Below are 24383 nucleotides of genomic sequence, written 5' to 3' on the forward strand. Positions count from 1 at the left end.
GAGAAGCTGCTTAATAAGCAAGCAAATGATGACAACTACCTTGAAAAACACCGGTCTTGGGCAATTAGCATCATCAGATAGGCTCTAACCTCAGCAAAACCGGGCTTTGGAACATGTACAGGGATTTGAATCAGTTTATCTAGATAGTCAGTTTGGTGACGTACAGAAGCTCCCTTATGGAAATGAGGAATTGCCAAGCGAATCATATCCGGGTCAGCCGCAACAACAAATGCAGTATTTGGCATGAACAAAAACAATCTAATTGCTTCTAGTGTGGATATCGTATTCTCAGGTAAACATCTATCTAAGTTATCAACATAAACAATTACAGGTTTATCAAAAGCCTTTAGCAACGATATATAGGATTTTCTAAACTCTCTAATTTCTTTTGGAGGAGAGAATTTCTTCTTAGCTTTTACAAGTCCTTTAGCCTTTTTACCAACCTGACCTATTGCTTTAGCATCTTTCTGAACTGCTTCGAAATCCAAATCATCATCTTCATCAAAGGCATCCCCAGCCCAACCAAAAAAGTTCTGAATTGCACCGAATGTCGGCATTCCAGAAATAGCAGCAGCACCTTCAGCCATAAGCCCCATAAACCTTACTTTGTCGATGCGCTTCGCAAAATCAAGTGCCTTTTCAAGTAGCTTTTCATCCTCAGCGGCAGCTTCAACCAATTGTGCTGCTATAGTCTCCAACAGTGCAGCTTTTGCATCGTCGTATCCCTGAAATGTCCATGCATCAAAATGAATCTGGATGTACTCTTGTTCTTCCCTCTCAAGCGCTTTAGCGGTCAACTCTAAAATTGTTGACTTACCAGCACCCCAATCACCAAATACGCCAATAGATATTGGCATTAACTCTTTCTCTGTAATGAGATCTTTGATTGATTCAGCAATCTCATTGAAATTTAAAAAATCGATCTTAGATTCTTTATCTGACCACATGTTTATGTCCTGACAGTACTAATAACAACCGCGTCAGTATTGACTCGGCTGACTGATCCTCAAGTTAAATAAGATTCTATTGAAGGCGTTAATTCTCTGATATCACAAATAAAAACAAATATGTGCTTTGTTTCTTAATGATTTTATCATTCTAATCTGTGAATTTAGCAATTCAAAGATAATAAAACTCAGTTTGTGAGGTAAGAGTATGAGTCAGAGACTTGCCAGATCAGTTTGACAAGAGGCTATGAGAAATTGTGCACCAAGCGGCTGTACAAATAGGAAAACAGCTTGCTTTGTTATGACTTAGCTGCCTGTTGGATAATTTGGGAAGCAACTTGCTGACTAAACTATTCTAATGAAGGTTTACTGCTACCTAAACACGTTTTGGGGCAATAATGTGTTTGCAAGCCCCAAACAAAAAAGAGCCACTAAAAAGCGGCTCTTGATTTTCAAACTATTCGAATTCGTTCAGATTACTCTTTACCGAATACGTTGTTCTCTTGCTCTTGTACACGGATGAAAGTCGTACGCTTAGTTAGCTCTTTAAGCTTTGCTGCGCCTACGTATGTACAAGTTGAACGTACACCACCAAGGATGTCAGAAATTGTGTTGTGAACTGAACCACGGTATGGAAGTAAAACAGTTTTACCTTCCGCAGCACGGTACTTAGCAACACCACCTGAGTGCTTGTCCATAGCCGACTGAGATGACATGCCATAAAATTTCATGTATTGCTTGCCGTCTTGCTCTACTACTTCACCGCCTGACTCAGAGTGACCTGCTAGCATACCGCCTAGCATTACGAAGTCAGCACCGCCGCCGAACGCTTTAGATACGTCACCCGCACATGAACAGCCACCGTCACCGATGATCATGCCGCCAAGGCCGTGTGCTGCGTCGCCACACTCGATGATTGCAGAAAGTTGAGGGTAACCTACGCCTGTTTTAACACGTGTAGTACAAACAGAACCAGGGCCGATACCAACCTTAACGATGTCTGCGCCCGCTAGAATTAGCTCTTCAACCATGTCACCCGTTACAACGTTACCCGCAGAGATAACTTTAGTCGGGAATTCAGCACGTACTTTCTGTACGAACTCAACAAGGTGTTCTGAGTAGCCGTTAGCGATATCGATACAGATGAATACAAACTCTTCGCTAAGAGCCATGATCTTCTTAACTTTCTCGAACTCAGCTTCAGATGTACCCGTTGATACAAAAACGTTGTTCAGAGTTTTCTTGTCTGCTGTTTTAGCAAACTCAGCCCACTGCTCTACTGTGTAGTGCTTGTGTACTGCAGTCATAACACCGTGCTCTGCTAGAGCCGCTGCCATTTCAAAGCTTGCTACCGAATCCATGTTAGCTGCAATTACTGGAGTACCAGACCATTGACGACCGCTATGCTTGAATGTAAAATCGCGGGTTAATTCAACTTGAGAACGGCTTTTAAGGGTAGAACGCTTCGGACGGAAGAGTACATCTTTGAAACCTAACTTAAGTTCTTGTTCGATACGCATGGTGTTTTCCTTGATTCATAAAATTATGTGTCTCTCGCGAAATGCGTAGTAAAACCGTTGGCAGACGAGTTTACTTTTCTTCGGACACAAAAAAACCGGAGCGTTGGCAGACGCTCCGGTTTTCAGCATTATAGGTCGTGATTTAGTAACAGCAAGTCTGATATTTCACTTTTTTTTATGCTATCCTCTCAAAGATTCCATACCTGCTAAAACTCCTCTAGCGACACTTCCCCACCAAATTCTTACTAATTAATAACTTAGCGAGCCATTCGCGCAAACGCTGTTGGTTTATTGCGCAATCGTTTTCCTTCATATTTCACGTAATATCGCCCTCATAAAGCAATAATGTGAAGAAAGTGCCTCGAAATCACATAAAAACCACACTTTTCTCCAACAAAAAAATGCCTTTTTTCTTAAATAAATTCGATTTTTTTCTAATTTTTATCGGTTTTTGACCAAATTGGGCAGTCTCGTGACGTTTCTGTTTTGCGGTCACTTGGAAAAGTAGAGTGAAAACGACTCAATCTAGAGGCCAATACTCACTTGGGTTTGATAATTCAGCCCTCGCACTCCATTAAATGAAGCTTTCAAACTCAAACTTTATAAATCCACTTTTTATTCACCCGTAGCATTGCCGCGCCGAAAGCACATTTCGTGGCTGCCCTTTCGTTCATGTAACCTGGAACATTCAGTAAAGCGCATAGAAAAAGAAGATTGGTTGACGTAAAAATCTAAGGGAAAGATTAGATTTGAAGAATAAAAAGCAAAAAAAATGGCTCAGGTAATTAACCTTAGCCATTTTTATTCGATGTTTTGAATTGTTCTTTACAAGCTATTGAGTATCGAATTAAGACAGGTGCTAATTCTTTTGAGCGCTTAACGCTTCTGCAGTCGCATCTTGAATCGACAAGAACAATGACGTGATTTGTCCAGTAGGCGAACGCATCGGGTTTAGCGTCACGTTCTGGTACATGAAATCAGCTTGTTGAGTAACAGGGCGAACATTGCGGCACTTGAACAGGTAAGGTCTTTGTGGCCATGTAATAAAGCTGCGACAACCTAAATCATAGACTGGCTTGGTTTTCAGCCTAAACCACTCTTCTGGGATTTCAGGGAATAACTCAAAGATCGACTTACCGATAGCATCATGTGATTGCTTACCGCTATGGTGAGTCATGAAGCCATTCCAAACTTGCACCTCAAAATCGCGATTAATAACCACCAGCCCCATATCGACGTTCTGAACCATGTCCACCATCCAGTGGAACTGTTCAAATTCAGCAGGAAGATTCAACATATTAAAACTCCTCCATTAGGTAGGCCAATTTATTATCTAGAAGTGGCAAAGATTCATCAACAAACATGAATAGGAGGTCACAACGAATTGAAGTGCCGTCTATGTTATAGCTGACTTCGAAAGTCATCGTTTTCTTGAATGAGCCGCCGGTATTTTCAATAACGGAATCGATTGAGATGTGTTGACCCAGCAACACCGGAGAGCTCTGGAAGAAACGAACTTCTGACTGCTCACCTAACCCATTCAGGAATGAACCCACAAGGATGTTAGATACATCCATCAACAGCTCTAATTCTTCTAACTGTTCGCTTTCTGTTGGCACCTTCATGAGCTTTTTAAGATCGCTCACACTGGAATCACTCAGCAAGACTAACGCTTCACCTGCAATACCTTCTCCGCTAAAGCCTTGGCAAACACCCGACACTTGGTCGTTGTCTGCTAAGTCGCGAAGTGCCATGTGCAATTCACTCACTTCCAAAATATTCACGTTCGGTAGTGGTAAATGGACAAATACATCAAAATGGCGCGCCAGTGCATCGGCGGCGCGGCCAATTGCTACGTTCGCCACTTCCATGTAGATATCGCGTCTGCGTAGTATTGGAAGATCTAAAGCGGTAGGGGTAACAACCTGAGGCTGTGTTGGCGGCTCAACAAGTTCACGTAAAATGCCTTTTAAGGCTTCTTTATCGATCGGTTTTTGTAAAAACGCTTTAGCACCAAGGTCCATGACCCTCTGCTGCGCTTTTGGCTGGATGTCACCGGAAACAACGACAACAGGTGTGTTATCACCTAAGCGTTGCATCTCTTCCAATGTGCCATAGCCATCTAGCTCTGGCATGGTCAAGTCGAGGAACATCAGTTTAAACTGGTTTTGAGCTAACTCTTCAAGTGCATTAAGCCCATGAACAGCAAAAGTTATATCTGCATTTAGAGAACTAGGCAGTGATCGAGCCATCTGCTTCCTTGCTAATGCAGAATCATCACATATAAGAACTGGGAACGACATAAATGCACCACCGACAAATTAAAGCTAATTTCGAGGAGTGTAACAGATCATTATCGTATCAGGTACGGGGTGAATGAATTTATATGTAGATTATTAGTCAGATTGATGGGAAAAGCGGATATTCGATTATCTCTGATTATTCTTTATGAAAAACAATATGCTACAGAGATAGTAACAAGCCTTTTTATAAAGTAATTGCACTATTTCATGAAATGACTGCGATAATTTATAGAATAACAGCCTTAATAAGTAGCCTACTAAGGCTCGACTTGCCGATTCACGCAACAGCCATACATGTTTGCTCAACTATACATGTTTGCTCAACTATACATGTTGCTCAACTGTTCGTGTTGATCGCCTACTACGCGTTTATCAGGTTGACGTTTTTATCCGTTTTACATAATGAGTACAAGGGAGCTAAAACTGATATGTAGGCCATAGAATCAGTAATGCGAAACGAATAACCACAGCAAACACCAATAAAGCGATGCCCAGACGGTACCATTTGTATTCCGCAATATTCATTGGGATGCGCTTATAAAACATAGTAATCACGCCTTTCCAATCACTACTGCGTCTTCCGTACTGCATCATGCTCGTCAAAACAAACAGAGCACCAAGTACTAGCATTCCTTTCTCAGCCCAAAACAATCCAACTTCCATTTGTATTTTCCTTGATAAAACGATGAGCGACTTAAATCATTCTAGCCACCTTTACGCTCGGTTTCTGTAAGACCAAGGTCTAAATTACGAAGTACGCAATTCAGGGCTTTTACCTGATAGCTGATAGCTCATTGTTGGTAATTAGAAATTGGTAACTGGTCATTGATAATTCTTGGTCAGCATTACAAAGTTTATCGTTCAAGGTTCCGTGGTAAAAGCGAGCATCACAAGCAGATCACGAATAAGCATGAGTCGAGAGATCCGGAGACTTACTGTTCTTTTGAATGACACGCATCAGCTGGATAAGCAGCAGAATACCCGTTACACCTAAACCAACGCCGATTCCGCCCCAGATTCCTGCCAATTCAAACTTAGACATCAAATACCAAGCCGCTGGCAAACCAAATACCCAGTAACCAATGGCTGTCATTACGGTTGGCATTGAGACAATCTTCATCCCTCTCAACAGGTTAATCGCCAATAACTGCCAAGCGTCTACAATAAAGCACAACGCAACCACCCAAATAACAGAGGCCAATAGCGAAGTCATTGCGCCCGTACCATCGTCTAACTTGAAGATAGACGCGATCATTTCTGGCCAGATGATGAACACGGCAGATAAGGCTACGCTCAACACCGACACCAATATAAAGCTTAGAATCGAGGTTCTTTTGATGCCTTCGTAGTTACCCGCACCGAAATCACGGCCAACCAAAATCGCCGCAGCTTGTGAGAAACCGAAATTGAAGTTCCAAGTAAAGCTTAAGCATTGCAGTAGGATTTGGTGCAGTGCTAGAGAAGCAATACTGATCGTCCCCGCCATCAGAGTTCCGCCGTATATCAAGCCATGTTCAAGTAATGCAGCAAGCCCAATAGGCAAACCCATCATCAATAAAGGGCTCATTAATTTGATTGAATACTCTTCTGTGTTTAACCAAGGGGCGAACTGCTTAAACTCGTCACGCTTGAATACCCAAACCGTGTATCCAACCATCACGATAAAGGCCGCGATAGCCGTACCTAGCCCTAAACCGGTTAAACCCATGTCTAATTGGAAAGTTAAGAAGTAGCTCACTGGCACATTCAGAATTACGGTGATGATAGACATCACCAGAATAGAGCGCACATTACCAAACGCACTGGTTAATCCACGCAGTACCAACAAAATAAGCGAAGGCAGCATCACCCATTTCAAGGCATGCACATATTCCATTGCTAAAGTAATCACTTCTTGGGGCTGTTTTGCTGCCTCTAATACCAACGGAGCAAACCAAAAGCTGGCCATTAAGGTCACACTCAACACAAATGCCAACATGGTTGCGCCTTTAACGGCTAATCTAATTTGTGTGTTACCAAACTCAGGGCGAGCCACTCGCTGACCGTAAGCGATCGCAATCAAGTTCGCGACACAACCCACGGTGCTGCTCGCAATAATAAAGATGAAAAAGTAGATAGAGGCGCCTAAGCCACCAGCCGCAAGGGCTGACACACTGATACGCGACATCATCCAAACATCAGTAAGGACTAAAGCCATAGAGATCAGCTGTGAAATGATCAAAGGGAATGCAAGAGTGAGTATTTTTTTCATGAGCGCCTCAGGTAATTTCGCCCAAAATACGATCGATGAGGCTGGCGTTCAATTGATAAATTTGCGACTCTAACATTCTATAAACTCATGCGAACGAATTATGACCCCATATCCTAGCTTGCCATCATCCCATAATGGCTTAAAAGCCTTCGAAGCTGCTGCAAGGCTGATGAGCTTTACTCTGGCCGCCGATGAGCTGCATGTGACACAAAGTGCGATCAGCCGTCAGATTAAACAGCTTGAAGATGAGTTAAACGCATCATTGGTTATTCGTAAGCATCGAGCGATTGAATTAACAGAACATGGTCACGATTTGTACGTGGCTTTACGTGAAAGCTATGCCAATGTCGAAACGGTTATTGCTTCTTGGGGTGAGCCAAAGCAGAAACGTATTGTGATCAAAGCGACTTTGAGTTTCGCGACGCGCGTATTGATCTCTAAAGTCCGGGAATTAAACGAGCGTTATCAAGATTATGAAATCGTCATTGTGCCTGTGATTGAGGAAGACGAATCGATCAACAGCAGCGAATATGACCTACTGATCTTCCATACACGCTTCAAAAAACGCTATGACAAGGCACCTAACATCACCTTCTTACGTGAAGAGTTTATGGCGCCGGTCTGTTCGACTAGTTTAACGAACCAAGATACTGACCTCGATTCAATATTAACCTTACCAAGGCTCCACCCAACCTTAGATCATCACGACTGGAAAGTGTGGCTTGCTGATGTCGAGTTCCCGCCGAAAAAGCCCGTTAGAAATACCAGCTTCTTGTCTTTGGATATGGCACTCAGTGCTTGCTTATCAGGTGAAGGCGTCACGGTGACGGATTTGCTGTTGGTTTTGCAGGATCTACAACGAGGCTTCTTGTACTGCCCTAAAGATGCAAAGATTCAACACAGTGCTTGGACTTACTTCATGCACCAGCGTACACACACGCCTATCATCAATGACCTTATTGAATGGCTGAGGGAAGAGACAGCAAAAGAGATCGAGTTGCTGAAATCACTCGCACAGCAATATCAATGGTTTGGTGTAATAGAGCAAGACAAAGGCTTTGGTCGACTCTCTTAAATTAAGCTATGATTCCCCTTCCCTCACCCGATTGATATTTTTATGCCTTCTTTCTCTGTTTCAATGATCCCTGTTGGGGTTAGGTTCATGATCCTCTCCGCTTTTGGGTTCGCACTGATGTCTGCTTGTGTGAAATACATCAGCAACTACGGTATACCTGTATTTGAAATTGTTGCAGCAAGGGCTTTGGTCTCTTTGATCATCAGCTACATCGATGTGAAACGAAAAGGCATCTCGATCTGGGGTAATAACAAACCTTTGTTGTTTGTTCGTGGTGCTGTTGGTACTGCGGCGTTGATGTGTGTTTACTACGCTGTCACCACCTTGCCATTAGCAGAAGCAACCATTCTACAATACGTACATCCCGTGTTTACTGCGTTGCTTGGCGTGTTGTTCTTAAAAGAGCGCGTGCAAAAGTCGACCATGATCTGCATTGCATTCTGCCTCGCGGGATTGCTGGTGATGGTACAACCAAGCATGAACAGTGGCGTAAACAGCGAGTTACCCATGTTCAGCATTATGGTGGCGTTATTGGGCGCGTTTGGTAGCTCAATTGCTTATGTAATTGTGAGAAAGCTTAGCCAAACTGAAGATAGCTCGGTGATCATCTTCTACTTCCCGCTGGTTGCTCTTCCAATCTCAACAGCCCTGATCTGGAACGACTTTGTATGGCCGAGCTTATTCTTAACCATTATGTTGGTTCTGGTCGGGATTTTCACTCAGATAGGCCAATACGGTTTAACCAAGGCGATGCAAACTCAAGCTGCCGGTAAAGCTTCGGCTTACTCATACGTTCAAATCGTATTCTCAGCGTTGTTAGGCGTGTGGATCTTCAATGAGATTCCATCCGTTTGGACTTACCTAGGTGGTGGCCTGATCGTAACAGGAGCCTTGATCAATGTGTTTGGCAAACAACTGTTAGTACCGTTTAAAGCTAAGTAAGCGACTAAGCGACTAAGCGACTAGCAGAGTAAATATCAGCTAGCCAATCAGCTAATAGATATAAAAAGGGCATTGCGGAATATTCCACAATGCCCTTTTCTGTGAGTCTTCCTAGCACCCTTTCTTAGACGTTTTATTTCGAACAATCTTGCTCTAGTACACCAACTCGATTGCGAGTTCTACTACGTGGCATTACGCAGCTTGGGATCATCACTCAAGTACTCTACAAATTCGATTTCAAAGCCCGCAGGATCAACAAAGTAAACGTTTTTGCGATAAGGTTCTTCAGCCCCAGGTTTGGCAATAGGGAAACCCGCATCAATAAGGCGCTCAATCACGCTCTCGATATTGTTGGTTACATAAGCAAAATGCGCGAGACCGACAGAATGCCCAGCCAAATCTCTGTTTTCTCCCTCGCCGTGATCGCTCAACGCGATGTATTGGTATTCATCACCAAAATGTAGCCAGTTACGTGGCTTGCCAGACCATTCGCCTTGCCCTTCATCACGCACATACCAGTGAGGGAAAGCTGCTTTATAGAAAGTCAGCATCTCTGGGATATCTTTAACCACTAAATTTACATGTTCAAGTTGGATCATTCTTCTCTCCTTAAAGTATTCTCTTAAGCAACGTTGCATATCCTAATACCTCAAGTTAAGTTGAGGTAAAGAACTAATTTACATTTATTTTCGAGAACGTCTTTAGAGTCCAAATGGCTCTGCTTTGACTACATACAAACTGTAAGTTTAGACGACCTAATCCAATGTAACTCTCTTGCCTCGTATTATGTTCTTTGTACTTAATACCAGTGACTTTATGGGAGGTGTTCTCTCCAAACCACACCTCCCACAAAGTGAAGCGATGAAATGGATGTTGTATACAGGCCTCCCCTCAGTGATCGCAATGCAGAACCAAACCGTAGTTAATTGAAATACAAACACTTAGTATTTTTTAGTCGACTGCGTAGCGGGAGTGATACATGGACAGCAGAATTACCATCAAAGAATTTCTCAGAGTGTTTGAGTTCATTCGCTCTTCCGGTGAGCAACTTGACAACAAATATCAAGTAGGCGAAATGACGGCTTGGCATGATTACGACGGTTCATTAAAAATCGAATACGACAAAGCGTCGAACTATGAAGACTTCATCAACCATTGTCTGGCTATGCTTGCTACAGAGCCTTCTCCGTAAGTACGAAAGGTCAACACGCCCTAGCAACTAATGGATAAAATCATGCACGAAACTGACTTGAAAACGCACTTACTGCGCAAACGAATCGCTTCTTTGTGGCTAATACTCAGCCTTTCTTTTTTATGGTCTCAAGTATCTGTAGCAGGAATAGATATGATTTATTTTACACAAGCGAACGAACAGAAGAATTGGACAGCGACCAACGACAATGTGATGGGCGGCATCTCAACAGGCGGTCTTATTCATGGTGGCGAGACGAGTCAATTTAAGGGCGAGCTATCGTTAGAGAACAATGGTGGCTTCAGCTCAATCAATCGCTCTGTTGAAACACTAAGCTCTGAAACGGACAGAGTAGAGCTGACGTTTGTGGGTGATGGTCGTACTTACCAATTGAGGTTCACAACGTGGATCGATGGAAATAAGACCAACTACAAGCACAACTTTGAGACAATTAAAGGTGAACAACTCAAGAAAATCTTCCGACTAAACGACTTTCAAGCGGTGTTTAGAGGTCGGCTACTCAACGGAGCTCCGGGACTTAAAGCTCAAGACATTAAACAGATCGGCTTTTTGATTGCAGACAAAAAGCCTCTGCCCTTCGAGCTAAACTTACTTCAGATTCAATTCAAAACCTCGCAAGAAACGGAGTAACGCTTTGTTGGAATAAGTTAAAGTCTGAATAAACCACAGACGAACAAAAGCCCCTGATATCTTACCGATTCGCGATAGATATCAGGGACTTTCTATTCAAGCATTCAAAAGATCAATGCTTCAAACCGTCAAAGATCTAAATCATTAACTATTAATATTTAATGGCTGTTTTACCAATCGAAGCGCTGCTTTCAATACGTTGGTGCGCATCTTTCAGAGTCTCAACATTAAAGCCATTCAACGTCGTCGTTAGTGTCGATTTAATGCGGCCTGCATCAATCAAGTTCGCAGCTTTGAATAAGATGTCTTGTTGCTTCTGGATATCGTCTGTGTTGAACAGTGAACGTGTAAACATCAGCTCCCACACAAAACCTACAGACTTACCTTGAAGCGCCGACAGATCAATTCCACCATCGAACTCCACAATCGAACTGATCATGCCTTGTGGTGCAATCAGCTCCACCATCGATTCCCAGTGCCCTTTGGTATCCGCAACATTAAAAATGTAATCGACATGCTGGATGCCTTGCTCGCGCACAGACTCAACCAAGTTACGGTGATTCACCACATGGTCTGCACCCATATCCCTTACCCACTGCTCGGTTTCAGGTCTTGAAGCCGTCGCAATGACAGTCAGGTTAGTCAGTTGGCTCGCCAATTGAATAGTGATTGAACCTACGCCACCAGCGCCACCAATAATCAGAATCGACTTTTGCTCTTCAGGACGAACACGCAAGCGGTCAAACAACGCTTCCCACGCAGTGAGTGTCGCTAGCGGCATCACAGCAGCAGCTTCATCAGAAAGGCTCTTTGGTGCTTTCGCCGCAATACGGTAATCAACGGCTTGGTATTCCGCGTTAGCTCCCATGCGAGTGACGTCACCAGCGTAGTAAACACGGTCACCTAATTCAAAACCTTCAACGTCTGTACCTTTACCAACAACTTCACCGACTGCGTCATAGCCCAGCACTTTAGGTTGTTCGAGTGTTTTATCCTTAGCATTACGAATACGAATTTTTGCGTCAGCAGGGTTGATAGAAGTCGCGCTCACTTTTACCAGCAAATCATTATTTTTTAGTTCTGGCAGACTCGTTTCAAACTCAAATAAACTGTCTTGCTCTGTAATCGCAAATGACTGAGTAAATCCAATAGCTTTCATTTTTGATGGTACTGACATTGTGCTTTCTCCTTGAATTAGACGAGTTAATCTTAGTCAATTCTCACTCTAGATAAACCGTCTAACATTTGAATAATTTTCAAATATATTTTGATAATTAAGCGTATAAAGTTAGCTTAGAAGAGGTAAATAAGGGTTAACCCGCTTTGTGATTAGCAAAGATTTCAATACAATGTTTAGAACATTATCAAACACAGGTAGATAAGATGCTTCTTGAAGACTTACAGGTCATTTTAAAAGTGGCGGAGTTTCGCAGCATCACCGCAGCAGCCACCAACCTAGACATGCGTACTGCAACCGCGAGTGCTGCCGTCAAACGAGTTGAAGCTGCGTTAGGTGCTGAATTGTTTGTAAGAACCACGCGCCATTTAAGGCTCTCTTCAGCAGGCGAACGCTATTTACCTGAGTGTGAACAGGCCTTGAAAATATTAGAGCAAGCCAAGCTCAGCATGCGCGAAGAGCTTGGTATTCTCGATGGAGAAATCCGCATTGCGCTTTCATCGGATCTAGGCCGCAACCTCATCACACCTTGGTTAGATGAGTTCTTGCTTGAATACCCTAAAGCATCACTTAGAACGAGCATCAGTGACAGTAATATCGATTTTTACCGTGACTCCGTTGATATGGCGCTTCGCTATGGCTCCCCTACTGACGCCAACATGTATGGTTTCAAGATCTGCGATGTGCCGAGAATATTGTGTGCGGCTCCTGAATATTTAGCTGAAATGAGAACACCAAAACACCCGAGTGACTTAACTCAACATAATGGTTTGCTTTATCAGCTGCATGATATTTTGCAAGACGAATGGGTGTTTAACGATGGTAAGCAGGATCACAAAGTGAAGCTGAAAGGGAATCGTGCATCGAACGATGCTGACCTTGTTAGACGTTGGTGTGTTGCCGGTAAAGGCGTGGCGATAAAGTCTTGTTTAGATATGTCGAAGCATTTGCTTTCGGGCGAAGTGGTTAAAGTTATGCCTGAATTTAAACCAACACCAACCGAGTTGTGGTTAGTCTGCCCTAGTCGTCAATCCATCACACCAACGGTTCGCTTATTAAGAGATTTATTCCGCGAGAAAACCGCAGAGATCCTTTCTCAATTGGGAGACCAAGGTATTCTAGAAAATAAAGCATCATAGGATCTAATGCTGCTTAGAGATAAGACGCAGAGATACAAAAAAGGCGTTAGTGAACTTTGAAGCCACTAACGCCTTTCTTCATTTGAACATCACCCTGTATTAATGGATGGATCTACATTAATACTAATACTTAAATGCGAGTGCTTAGTTTGACTCTTCTTCAACATCGCAATCAGCACAGCACTGAAGCGCAATTTCATGTTCGAAGGTGATTGTATCTTGGCCTTCTTCTAGAAGTTCTGCAATTTCATCCGCGACTTCTTGCTCATCATCAGCTTCAATTCCGCTCGCTAACTCTTCTTCTGAATAACCGAAGAAATTCAGTAATAGATACTCGCGAGCTTCGTCTTTGGTACAAACCACATTTGCTGAAAGATCAGGCGTAACTTCACCTTCCGCAAGTGTCTTTGTCACTTGCTCTAGAGCAGTATCTTTCATCGCAGGCGTTAACCAACCAAGATCAGTACTTACTGTCGTTTTTTTACAGTCGAAGCAAGGTAGTTGGTGAAAGTAGTATTGAAAGGTAGTCATAGGTAATTTCTTCTTTAAGTGTTGTATAGCGAGATTATGCGCGTTTTATAGCAAAATACTATCTCAATCAACACCAAAAATTGATTCGCTCTGATTATTTTAACCAGATGCACAGCAAGCCATACTGACAACTTTAATCATCGGCTATTTGCTTAAATCGCCACACACATCGGCGTATTGGATATAGGGTCACGAAATACGCTCGCTTTGAGATCAAAAACATCATTCAGCAATGTCTCGGTCATGACCTCATCGGGGGTGCCTTCAGCCACTAAACCACCTCTTTCCAAAACGATTAAATGATCGCAGTAACGGCTCGCTTGGTTCAGATCATGGAGCACAACCACCACCGTTTTTCCCTTGTCATTCATCTGCTGCATCAAGTTCATTAATTCAACTTGGTGAGACATATCAAGATAAGTGGTCGGTTCATCCAACATCACGACATCTGTGTCTTGCGCTATTATCATCGCTATCCATGCTCTTTGACGCTGCCCACCCGACAGTGACTCAATCGGTTTATCAGCAAACTCAAGTACGCCGGTATCACGCATTGCTTGTTCGACAATAGCTTGGTCTTCTTGCCCTAACCTTCCCCAATGGGACACATAAGGAGAACGGCCATATTCAACCAGTTTTCTGACCGAAATGCCTTCAGGGCTGACCAATATTTGCGGCAGAAGTGACAATGAACGCGCGAGCACTTTATCACCATAGCTCGACAACGGTTTGTCTTCAAATAACACCTCTCCTGTCACCGGCTTATTGATCCTGACTAACGTCTTTAACAAGGTAGATTTACCACATCCATTGGGTCCAATTAAGGCAGTAATTTTTCCCTTTGGGATGGACACCGAAAGGTTCGGTATGATCGTTTGTTTGCCGTACGCGACGGAAAGATTCTGCGTTTTTAGCATGGTTACCAACCTCGATAACGATAGAGAAGAAAGATGAAATAAGGCGCGCCAATGACAGAAGTAAGTACCCCTGCAGGTAATTCAATCGGTGGTTGTAGACCTCTTGCCAAGCCGTCGGCACAAGTAACCAGAATCGCGCCCACCAGAGCAGACGCCGGGATTAACAACTTATGATTATGCCCAAACAACAAGCGCGCTAAGTGAGGTGCTAATAAACCCACAAAACTGATCGTTCCAGCCACTGAAACGCTGAAACTGGCAAGCAACACAGCGGCCAATAGTGCAAAAGCTTGTATCTGTTTTGGCTTAGTACCCAATGTGGTGGCACTTTCCTCACCAAGCCCCATAACATCCAATCGCCAAGCAAGCCAAAATGCCATTGGCAACAACAAGAGCAATGCTCCCCAAATAAAAGGAACTTGCTGCCAATTTCGTCCCCAGAGGCTGCCAGTTAGCCATACCATCGCAGTGTTGATCTCGATGGGGTTAGTGACAAGCAAGAAGTCGATGCAACTCGCCAGAAACGCACTCACTGCAATACCAATCAAGGCCAACTTGGCGGGTGTTGGCCTTGACCACCATGCCAATAGCGCAATCAGCCCAGCAGCCAATACCCCACCGAACATCGCTACGACAGGAAGCACACTGACTGGTGCATTGGGGAACCAAACTAAACTCGCTGTCGCAGCAAGCCCTGCCCCAGCGCTAATACCCATAAGATCAGGCGATGCTAACGGGTTACGTATCACGCCTTGTACTAATACGCCGGATAGCCCCAACCCTGCGCCCACGCTTATCGCGAGTAACATACGTGGTAGCCGATACTGATGGATAACAAAGTCGTCACTGGAAAAGGCGACCAAATGTCCGATGACTTGAGGAATGGAAAGTGACGCCGCGCCGACAAACAAACCCGCGGATGCCACTAATATGAGAATCCCTGATAACAAAACTATCTTAGTGTGATGGTGCATTAAGATCTCCTCGTCGCAATCAAAATAAAACAAGGTGTCCCAAGTAGGGCTGTAATAACACCAACGGGCGTTTCAGTCGGGAAAGCAATCGCTCGTGACAACGCATCTGACCAAGACACTAATGCTGCGCCTGCCATTGCAGAGATAGGAATCAGTAGATGGTAATTGTGCCCAACCATGGGCCGAACCAAATGAGGAACCAACAATCCAACAAAACCTATGGGACCAGCGATAGCGACACTGGCACCCGCAAGCAACACGATAGCCAATCCACTCATGAGGCGAGTAAGCCGGATATTACTGCCCAACCCCACAGCCACTTCTTCACCAAGCGCCAATAAGTTGAGGTTGCGAGCAAGGCTAACAGCCAACACTAAACCAATCACTGCTGGCGGCCAAAGCTGTTGCCACTGTCCCTCATCCACGCTAGACAATGAACCGGTAAGCCAATGCAGCACGCTATAAGCCATATCATCAGCTAGAATCAACGCTGCTCGAGTTAACCCAATCAATAAAGCAGTAATGGCGATACCCGCTAAAACCAAACGTAACGGATGAGAACGTTCGGAGAAGAAACCACCGAGGAGCATCACGGCACCACCACCTAGCAATGCACCAAGAACGGCATTAAGGATCGGGTTTAGCTCACTAAACACAGGTATGCCTATCGCAGCTAAAGCCATAAAACAGGCTGCGCCAGCGTTAATACCTAGAATTGATGGAGACGCAAGTGGGTTACGTGTTAATCCCTGCATCAACAGTCCGGCGACGGCTAAGCTTGCACCAATCAATAACCCAGCGTGAGCCCTTGGAGCTCTTAGTGTCGCCAATATTTGATGAGTCATATTGCTCTCATCAAACGCAAACCAATAGTGAACTAAGTCACTCAATGTTAGGGAGAAATTCGACCAACCTAGCATAGAGGCCACGTAACCAGACATCGCCAAACACGATACTAAAGCCGTAAATAACGTGACTCGCCACGACACTAATACCGTAAGCCACGACACTATAAGCGAACGTCGCTTACCTCTAGAGAGCAACATCGAACTCATGAACGATCCAAGATCTGCTCTAGATTTTTCGCCATTTGTTCTGCGGCCAACATGCCTCGATTCAATGACCATAGTGCTGGTGACACTTCCACCACTTGTTGATTCTTCGCGGATGTTAATACATTAAACAGTGGGTTTTTCTGCCAATCATCAACGATATTTGGATCTGAGTAAGCACCAAGGAGCAACCAGTCAGGATTTGTTTTCAACAACAACTCAAAGCTGGTTGGTAAGTACGCCTTGTCTGTCGGATCCACTATTGGGCTAGCAATACCTAATGTGGTGAGTACACCTCCTGCATACGAAGCAGGGCTATGTAGCCACATTCCTTTTTCCGACACAACAGCAAATTGGACAGTTTGTTTAACCGAGAAATGACTTTTAAATTCCACCATGGCTTGTTGATGTTGGTGAATTCTTTGTTCCATTGCCGATTGCTTGTCGAGGGCGATACCGACCTTAAGCGCAGATTCCAAGTTCTCTTGATAAGTCTCTCCACGGCTTTTGAGCAGCAGAGTTGGTGCGATTCGCTGTAGATCTTGATAAACCGTACGATGACGCTCTGCATCGGCAATGATCAGGTCGGGCTTTAATACCGCAATGGCTTCTAGACTAGGCTGCGAACGCATCCCAACCGATTCCCATGGTTGCACTAATTCACGCACCGCCGGAATCACTCGCGAAGTATCATTGTCATCGGCAACACCAACCGGAGACACGCCTACCGCAGCTAACGCATCGACAAATGAGAACTCCAACACCACAACGCGTTGCGGGGTAGTCGCTATCTCAAACTGACCTTGCTCATCTTGAATGATCCTCGTTTTTGCTGAACTGGAGAATGAGAACAAGCTTAAAGCCAACAAAGCTAAGGTTATCGCTATCCTGCTGAATAAAAAATGCCTTTTGAATGACAGCAGTCCGTTCGGCAGCAGCCATTGATTCGAAAATAAAAGTCGAGAACTGTTTTCCATATTTACTTTTCCTTAAACACTAGAACCGTGAAAGTCGCCAATAATATTGGCGACTTATATTCGTTATTATTTTTAATCAATTACCGATTAGAACTGATAGTTCAGATCCAAAGTGTATGAACGCCCTGGCGCTGGATAGCGGCCAACCGGACTGGTATCAATACCGCGGAAGTAGTAGTCCTCAGCAAACAAATTGTTCACTGCAACATTCATGCGTAACTTACTGTTTTCATCTTTATACAAGTCTGAGCCTAGGTTTAAGTTCCATACCATGTAAGCAGGTACTTTGCCTTTCGCACCCGATGCATCTTCAGCACTGGTATTGGCATTGTCAGAATAAGACTCACTGAAATAGTAACCTGATAAGGTCGTATCTACCCGGCTAAAGGCGTAAGTCGCATCCCAGCTAAGCTGATGCTCGGATGTGTAAGGAAGTTGCTTACCTTTGTTTGCACCTTCTGCCTCTATCGTCGCATCCAAATAGTTATAACCCGCGCCTAAACTCAGAGCTTGCATAGCCTGCGGAACATAACGACCTGAGAGCTCAATACCTTGATGAAGCGTTTTACCAATATTATCAAAGGTCTGTGTTCCGCTTTGCCATTGGAGTTGGTCTTCAAAATCAATGCGGTAGAGCGCAACATTAAAGCTAGTTGAATCTTGATTGTAACGAGCACCCAACTCGTAGTTCCATGCTAGCTCACTGCCCTCTTCACCCTTGCCTCGGATGTAAGCGATTTGTGGTGCGCGCAAAGATTTCTGCGCATTGGTGTACCCAACCCATTGCTCAGTTAAATGGTATGCCACGGTTAAGCCCGGTAACCACTCGGTCACTTTGTTGTCAGTGCTCTGTGCTTTACCCTTATCATTGAAGGCCATATCAATCGATTCATAACGGATACCCGGAGTAACCTTTAGCACGTCGTTAAACAGGCCAACTTCATTACTGATATAACCTGCGAAAGCATCGGTATTCAAATTCCAATCACGTGGTACTTTTGTTACTCCACCAGCAATTGGCGTTTGAGTCAGTTTGTAATCGATGTCTTCGTTGACATAGCGAGCACCCACAATCAAGTTTTGCGTCACCGTATTACCGTCAAAGTACATCGCTAACTTAGGTTCCACACCATAAACCGCGAATTCACGTGGTGAGGTGCGAATATCTGTTGATGGTAATGCTGGATCCGCCCAGTGACCGCCTGCGCTATTAAAGCCCCATTGGAAGAAACGCTCAGAGTGGTGACCAAATGTTAGCACTTCCAATTCTGCGCCATCCGCAATATTCAAATCATGCAAATACTTCAGGCTCCAACGCGTTGATGTGCCTTTGTATTCGTCATACGGTCGCTTCGATTGAGTACGATCTTGCTGGTAATCTTTTGGCGATAAAGCGCCCGGCATTTGGGTGTCGGCATCGTAACGCTGAACGAATGCTTGTAGCTCCTGGGTATCACTGAGTAACCATTGCAACTTCGCTTGGAAGTTTTTTACATCCGTATCTGAATGATCACGGAAGCTTTCACCTTTTAGGAAGTTACCTTCCACTTGAAGTGCCAGCGTATCGGTTAACCAACCACCGGTACGTAGGTAAAAATCATTCAGTGGTGTATTACCATCTTCAAACACCGTAAAGCGATTACTGATTTCAGTTTGCCATTGGTGTGGAATAGGCTTAGTCACCAAGTTGATCACACCACCCACGTTGTTTGGCCCGTACTGCACAGCAGCGCCACCACGTACGATATCAATTCGGTCAAGCATCGATAGCGTTGCTGGGAAAATAGATTGTCCGGTATGACCATAAGGCGCAAGAGTCAGTGGTACACCATCCATTAGAAATTGAGCATGACCACTGCGGCTCGCTTTCAAGCCGCGCACCGAGATGTTAGGCAATACACCCGTGCCCGTTTCGTCTTGAACCTTAATGCCCGGTACACTTTGAAATGCTGAATCAATAGAGAGTGCGCCACTCTTTTTAATTTGTTCGTTAGTTAGAACGGTACGCGCTCCCGGATACTCTTTCACATCTTCTAATTCTGAATTACCGATCAAGCTGCCCGTCACGACAACCGTTTCCATGGTCGTCGTTTGCGGATCAGACGCAGCGAATGCACTCATGGAAGTCACTGAAGCGATGGCTGTTGCAAGTACGGTCAAGCGCAGTTTATGTTGCGCGTGGGGTTTACCATCCAAATTCTGGTAAGGCATGAAAATCTCCTAAGTAGGCAAATTAGGGTCAAAGGCTGTGCTTTTAAGTTATGCCAACGCTTTGACCCATTGGGCTAAACGACCTCAAAATGAGGCCAACTGTTCACTCACTCGTAGCGAACAAATCAATAGTTTTTTCAGTTGAAATAGCTTTTAGAAATAAACTAAATCTTCGAGCAGAACTTGCTTTTAGAACTGATAGCCGTAGCTGAGCATGAATTCAGCTGGCGCTCCGTAACCAATCTGATTCGTGCCCGACTTACCACTGGTTGCCCCGAGAATATATTTCTCACCAAGTACGTTATAAGCGTTCGCTTGAATTTTGTGACGACCCGTGGTGTACGCTGCCATCAAATCAACAGTGGTGTAATCACCTAATGCGACGGCTTCATTGTTACCCGCGTAGCGGTCGCCTACATATTTCACACCACCGCCCAAACGCCAGTTTTCGTATAATTGGTAAGTACTCCAGAGTGAGAACAGATGATCAGACACATCATTCGGCTTTTTGCCTGTATCTTTATCTTCTGCATCTAGGTAGCTATAACCAACTGAAATATCCCACAACTCTGTAATCTGACCGCGAGCTTCCAGTTCAATACCTTGGTGACGTGCTTCAATCTTAGTGATAACGTCGCCATTAATATTGGTTTGTGGTTGCTCTTGATCAATTTGGAAAATAGCGGCATTGAGCATCAAAGCGTTATCTAGTAAGTAGGCTTTCGCACCCACTTCTTTTAGATCGGTATGGAAGAATTCAGCCAGTTTAGGGTTGATATAAATACCGGAGTAAGGCAATTGCCACGAACGAGCTAAGCTTGCGTATACCGACATATCGTTGTTGATACGATAGACCAAGCCACCACGATAGCTCACTTTGTTATCATCTAGCTTCTCTTGGGGTTTCCCGGCTTTTTGCTGCTCAAGTTCCATAGAGTCATAGCGCACGTTACCTATCACCGATAGATCACCCAAGGTGTAAACGTCTTGAAGGTAAATACCCGTCGTCGTCGTTGTGTTATCACGGAAAGGCTTGAAACCCGGATCAGGCGTTGCTCCTACGACGGGGTTATAGATGTGTTTCGGAGGTAAGGTTTTATCGCTTGCTAGCGTTAAATCGATATTGATCTGGTTATAATCCGCACCAATCATCATTTGGTTAGAATCGGTTTCCCACACTAACTCGGATTGCATCGTCGTTGTGGTTCGAGGGTCATAACCGAAATTGTTCACGGTTTGAGAGACTTTATCTCCCGTCACAGTGCCTTGACGCGTGCCCTTTTGCTCAAGTTCGATATGATTGTATGCCGCTCGGTTTGTCCATACCCACTCGCTATTCAAGCGCCACTCATAATTAATGCCAACACGCAGGCTATCGGACTCTTGATAATCGTTAGTGCCACCGTAGAAAGAACTCTCAGAGACATCGACAGGTTTGCCATTTTTGGATGGAACACCACGATATGGCACCAGCTCTTGGTGTGCATATTCGACATCTAAGTCAACGGTATGCCCTTCAGCTGGCAGCACTCGAATGGTTGGTGCAATAAAGAAATCATTAGAATCGACATGGTTTACATACGAATCAGCCTGTCGGTGTTCCAGGTTAATACGTCCATTGACCTTATCTGAAAACGCCATTGAGCTATCCACCTGCCCTACAAATTGGCTGTTACTGCCAACACTGCCGTTTACATTGGTAAAATTGTCGCCATTCGCTCGTTTGGTAACTAAGTTAATGATGCCGCCAGCAGAGCCCCTACCATACAGAGCACCTGCAGGGCCTTTTACCACTTCAACACGCTCAATATTGGATAGGCTTCGATACGACTGTAAAGTTCCATCATCACGCATGCCATCACGATACATGTCATTCAGTGCATCAAAGCCACGAATTACAAATTGGTCTCGACTACCTTCACCTAAAGTATTATTAACACCAGCAACACCATCAAGAGCATCCACTAAACGGACCGCACCACGGTCTTCCATCTCTGTTTTAGTGACCACTGAAACGGCTTGTGGGACATCGAGCCATTCGACATCCGTTTTGGTACCCGATTGCGGCATGTGCTCCGCGTAACCTTCGTACTGATGACCAATAACTTGCACGGTTTCATCCACCGTTACTTCTTCTGAAGCCATTGCATTCGACACGGTAGCCACTGTGGTTAATGCACCTCCAATTGCCAAAGCGAGGGGGGTGAAAGCCAATCTAACGTTCATATTCTAATTCCGGTTTAGTTTATAAATCACAATTAACGCGAATAAGAATAAATATCATTTATATTTGCAATATATATTTTACCGCCTACCCCTCCAGCACGATATGCAACATTGCTATTTACAAAATAATCAATAAAAACAAAATCATAAAAAGAACAAGCCTCTTAAGACATTGGATAATGTCGTATAAAAGTAGGTAAAAACGAGGTTCGACGGTTGGGAATACTCAGAAAAAAGACTTTTCGATAGGGAGAAAGACAGCAAATAAATAAAGGTTTGAGCCAGGTAACGGATGGGATTAATACCCTTTAGTACTGTGTGCCTATTAACTGGTCACACCTCAAAATAATGTTCAATAATTCAAGACAACAACGGAAATGTAACTGGAGTTGATTGTATCTACAAAGAACCAAGCTCAGTAGCCTATGTTGACTGACAAACATGATTAGCAAAGAAGGCATGCCATATTCTCGTCATTTAGCGTTCTCGCAGAAACGGGGAATTCAACTAACGAGCATTCCCCTCAAAACGACATAACTTACGACATCGTCATAGCGCGTATCACCCTCGAGTGGTGCGGGCTTCGATACAAGATGACTCTAAGGCTACATTCGTAGCCTTTTTTCTCCTTCGATAACGAGTAGAGAAGACAGGTAACAAGCGGATCTACGACAACTCATCCCGAACAAGAAAATAAAAAAAGCGAGCCACTAGGGCTCGCTTTCACATTGTCTATATTTTATTAAGCGGCTGCTTGGATTACAGAAGTTCTACCGACTGTTGAGCAATTACGAATTCTTCATTGGTTGGAATAACCATTGCTACCGCGTCTAACATTTCAGACTTCGCGATGATGCCTTCTGCACCAAAGCGAGCGGCTTCATTGCCTGCTACGTCTTCAACAAAACCAAGAATCTTAAGGTTGCTTAGGATCTCACGACGAATTGGTAGAGAGTTCTCACCGATACCACCAGTGAAGATGATGCCGTCTAAAGAGTCTAGCGTTGCAAGGTAAGAAGCAACGTATTTAGCAACGCGGTAAGTAAACACCTCGAAAGCAAGCTTAGCGCCTTCGTGGCCCTCTTCCATCGCTTCTAGAATGCCACGAGCATCGCTCGTTAGACCAGACACGCCAAGGAAACCAGACTCCTTGTTTAGAGAATTAAAGACTTGCTCTTGTGACCAACCTTTTTTAAGTAGGTATTCGATGATACCTGGATCTAAATCACCACAACGTGTGCCCATCATAAGGCCAGAAAGCGGTGTGAAGCCCATTGACGTATCAACACTGTTACCGTCTTTGATAGCACATACAGATGCACCGTTACCTAGGTGAACAGAGATGAAGCTAGCTTGTTCAACTGGCTTGTTGACCATTTTCGCAGCTTCCCGGCTAACGAAGTAGTGGCTCGTACCGTGGAAACCGTAACGACGAACACCGAAGTCTGTGTATAGTTCTTTTGCGATTGCACCAGTAAATGCACGTTGTGGCATTGTTTGGTGGAAAGCCGTATCAAATACAGCAAATTGAGGTAAAGAAGGGAAAGCTTCAATCGCAGCGCGGATACCAATAGCACCTGCAGGGTTATGCAGTGGAGCTAGGTCAGATAGGCTCTCAATCTCACTCGTTACTTCTTCAGTAATTCGAACCGTTTGAGTGAACTTCTCGCCACCGTGAACGATACGGTGACCAATAGCCACTATATCAGCAGTGAAGCCTAGATCTTCCATCAACCCAACCAGTTTGCCAATGGCAATTTTGTGGTGGTTATCTTCACCTTGAATGGCAATTTCAGTTTTCTGACCTTGATACTTCCAGCTCATACGAGCATCTTCAAGACCAAAACACTCCCCTAAGCCACTCAATACGGCTTCACCAGAAACAGAATCAATAACAGCAAATTTTAGGGATGAACTACCCGAGTTAATAACCAGAACAAACGAATTAGACATTGGATATGGATCCTGTTTCAGTACGAATTGGATGAAGTGTTTACTTCAATTTTAGTTAAGCCCATTATTCAATAATTTTTGAATCTTTCAACTTTTGTTTTGCAAAAAGCACCAAATGAACACAATTAAGTTGATCTGAGTCATTAGTTTATTTATTTCGAGAGCGAAATTAAAAAATAGTTGAATATGACAGTTGGTTAATAAACGAAGTAAAGGACTGCTCACACTAGGGCGTGTTGACCTTTCGAGGTTAAATTTTGTTCGAGATAAAAGCGTTTTAATCGCGGCGAGGGGAAGTAGCCTAGTCATTCTAAGCAAATCTCCCTCAACAAAGAGTAAAACGCT

The 24383-nt window shown here is 44.1% G+C and carries 21 protein-coding genes; 5 read left to right on the plus strand and 16 right to left on the minus strand.

The window, feature by feature from the left end; genetic code table 11:
- Window positions 1–35: 35 nt before the first annotated feature.
- The 6 genes from AB6D80_RS19965 to AB6D80_RS19990 form a co-directional block, all read right to left on the minus strand.
- Window positions 36–947: a P-loop NTPase fold protein gene (locus tag AB6D80_RS19965; protein ID WP_372189380.1), complete on the minus strand. Its 912-nt coding sequence runs from the start codon at window positions 945–947 to the stop codon at window positions 36–38.
- A gap of 476 nt (window positions 948–1423) precedes the next feature.
- Window positions 1424–2467: a GMP reductase gene (locus tag AB6D80_RS19970; protein WP_009844818.1), complete on the minus strand. Its 1044-nt coding sequence runs from the start codon at window positions 2465–2467 to the stop codon at window positions 1424–1426.
- 859 nt (window positions 2468–3326) lie between these two features.
- The gene (locus AB6D80_RS19975) at window positions 3327–3764 is read right to left on the minus strand and encodes a PAS domain-containing protein (protein ID WP_009844817.1); all 438 of its coding nucleotides are present in this window, start codon (window positions 3762–3764) and stop codon (window positions 3327–3329) included.
- A 1-nt stretch (window position 3765) separates the two neighbouring features.
- Window positions 3766–4770 (minus strand): response regulator, encoded by a 1005-nt coding sequence (locus tag AB6D80_RS19980; RefSeq protein ID WP_012600962.1) that lies wholly within the window; start codon window positions 4768–4770, stop codon window positions 3766–3768.
- A 417-nt stretch (window positions 4771–5187) separates the two neighbouring features.
- Window positions 5188–5433 carry a hypothetical protein gene (locus AB6D80_RS19985; RefSeq protein WP_009844815.1) on the minus strand — a complete coding sequence of 82 codons (246 nt, stop codon included), beginning with the start codon at window positions 5431–5433 and terminating at the stop codon, window positions 5188–5190.
- A 235-nt stretch (window positions 5434–5668) separates the two neighbouring features.
- Entirely contained in the window at window positions 5669–7021 is a 1353-nt protein-coding gene (locus AB6D80_RS19990) for an MATE family efflux transporter (protein WP_372189382.1), read from the minus strand.
- A gap of 100 nt (window positions 7022–7121) precedes the next feature.
- Here AB6D80_RS19990 and AB6D80_RS19995 point away from each other — a divergent pair, with 100 nt between their 5' ends.
- Both AB6D80_RS19995 and AB6D80_RS20000 read left to right on the plus strand, forming a co-directional pair.
- Window positions 7122–8096: a LysR family transcriptional regulator gene (locus AB6D80_RS19995; protein ID WP_372045961.1), complete on the plus strand. Its 975-nt coding sequence runs from the start codon at window positions 7122–7124 to the stop codon at window positions 8094–8096.
- A gap of 42 nt (window positions 8097–8138) precedes the next feature.
- Window positions 8139–9038, plus strand: a complete 900-nt coding sequence (locus tag AB6D80_RS20000) for a DMT family transporter (protein WP_371727491.1) — start codon at window positions 8139–8141, stop codon at window positions 9036–9038.
- Between the two features lie 182 nt (window positions 9039–9220).
- Here AB6D80_RS20000 and AB6D80_RS20005 read toward each other — a convergent pair whose 3' ends face one another.
- The gene (locus AB6D80_RS20005) at window positions 9221–9637 is read right to left on the minus strand and encodes a VOC family protein (RefSeq protein WP_009844811.1); all 417 of its coding nucleotides are present in this window, start codon (window positions 9635–9637) and stop codon (window positions 9221–9223) included.
- A 380-nt stretch (window positions 9638–10017) separates the two neighbouring features.
- Here AB6D80_RS20005 and AB6D80_RS20010 point away from each other — a divergent pair, with 380 nt between their 5' ends.
- Together AB6D80_RS20010 and AB6D80_RS20015 are read left to right on the plus strand one after the other, a co-directional pair.
- Complete coding sequence (locus AB6D80_RS20010) at window positions 10018–10230, plus strand: DUF3081 family protein (RefSeq protein WP_372045960.1); 213 nt, start codon at window positions 10018–10020, stop codon at window positions 10228–10230.
- Between the two features lie 30 nt (window positions 10231–10260).
- The gene (locus AB6D80_RS20015; protein WP_372045959.1) at window positions 10261–10881 is read left to right on the plus strand and encodes a CIA30 family protein; all 621 of its coding nucleotides are present in this window, start codon (window positions 10261–10263) and stop codon (window positions 10879–10881) included.
- A gap of 151 nt (window positions 10882–11032) precedes the next feature.
- Here AB6D80_RS20015 and AB6D80_RS20020 read toward each other — a convergent pair whose 3' ends face one another.
- A complete protein-coding gene (locus tag AB6D80_RS20020) occupies window positions 11033–12058 on the minus strand; it encodes a zinc-binding alcohol dehydrogenase family protein (protein WP_135385770.1) in 1026 nt (341 codons plus the stop codon).
- 206 nt (window positions 12059–12264) lie between these two features.
- Here AB6D80_RS20020 and AB6D80_RS20025 point away from each other — a divergent pair, with 206 nt between their 5' ends.
- Entirely contained in the window at window positions 12265–13197 is a 933-nt protein-coding gene (locus tag AB6D80_RS20025) for a LysR family transcriptional regulator (protein WP_372045958.1), read from the plus strand.
- 144 nt (window positions 13198–13341) lie between these two features.
- Here AB6D80_RS20025 and AB6D80_RS20030 read toward each other — a convergent pair whose 3' ends face one another.
- The 8 genes from AB6D80_RS20030 to AB6D80_RS20065 form a co-directional block, all read right to left on the minus strand.
- On the minus strand, window positions 13342–13728 hold the full coding sequence (locus AB6D80_RS20030; protein ID WP_009844806.1) for a hypothetical protein: 387 nt from the start codon (window positions 13726–13728) through the stop codon (window positions 13342–13344).
- Between the two features lie 152 nt (window positions 13729–13880).
- Window positions 13881–14645, minus strand: coding sequence for a Fe(3+) dicitrate ABC transporter ATP-binding protein FecE (gene fecE, locus AB6D80_RS20035; RefSeq protein ID WP_020477206.1), 765 nt, complete (start codon window positions 14643–14645; stop codon window positions 13881–13883).
- A gap of 2 nt (window positions 14646–14647) precedes the next feature.
- Complete coding sequence (locus tag AB6D80_RS20040) at window positions 14648–15619, minus strand: FecCD family ABC transporter permease (RefSeq protein WP_372045957.1); 972 nt, start codon at window positions 15617–15619, stop codon at window positions 14648–14650.
- Window positions 15619–16674: a FecCD family ABC transporter permease gene (locus AB6D80_RS20045; RefSeq protein ID WP_372189386.1), complete on the minus strand. Its 1056-nt coding sequence runs from the start codon at window positions 16672–16674 to the stop codon at window positions 15619–15621. The genes AB6D80_RS20040 and AB6D80_RS20045 overlap by 1 nt, the downstream gene beginning before the upstream one ends.
- Window positions 16671–17648, minus strand: coding sequence for a Fe(3+) dicitrate ABC transporter substrate-binding protein (locus tag AB6D80_RS20050; RefSeq protein ID WP_371703748.1), 978 nt, complete (start codon window positions 17646–17648; stop codon window positions 16671–16673). Before AB6D80_RS20050 ends, AB6D80_RS20045 begins: the two co-directional genes overlap by 4 nt.
- Before the next feature lie 87 nt (window positions 17649–17735).
- Complete coding sequence (locus tag AB6D80_RS20055) at window positions 17736–19859, minus strand: TonB-dependent receptor family protein (protein ID WP_371997556.1); 2124 nt, start codon at window positions 19857–19859, stop codon at window positions 17736–17738.
- A gap of 189 nt (window positions 19860–20048) precedes the next feature.
- Window positions 20049–22085, minus strand: a complete 2037-nt coding sequence (locus AB6D80_RS20060) for a TonB-dependent siderophore receptor (protein WP_017103811.1) — start codon at window positions 22083–22085, stop codon at window positions 20049–20051.
- A 759-nt stretch (window positions 22086–22844) separates the two neighbouring features.
- Window positions 22845–24038 (minus strand): acetate/propionate family kinase, encoded by a 1194-nt coding sequence (locus AB6D80_RS20065; protein ID WP_009844798.1) that lies wholly within the window; start codon window positions 24036–24038, stop codon window positions 22845–22847.
- Window positions 24039–24383: the final 345 nt, after the last annotated feature.

Source organism: Vibrio sp. 10N.247.310.17, from assembly GCF_041466605.1.
In the GTDB taxonomy this organism is placed as follows: Bacteria; Pseudomonadota; Gammaproteobacteria; order Enterobacterales; family Vibrionaceae; genus Vibrio; species Vibrio tasmaniensis_A.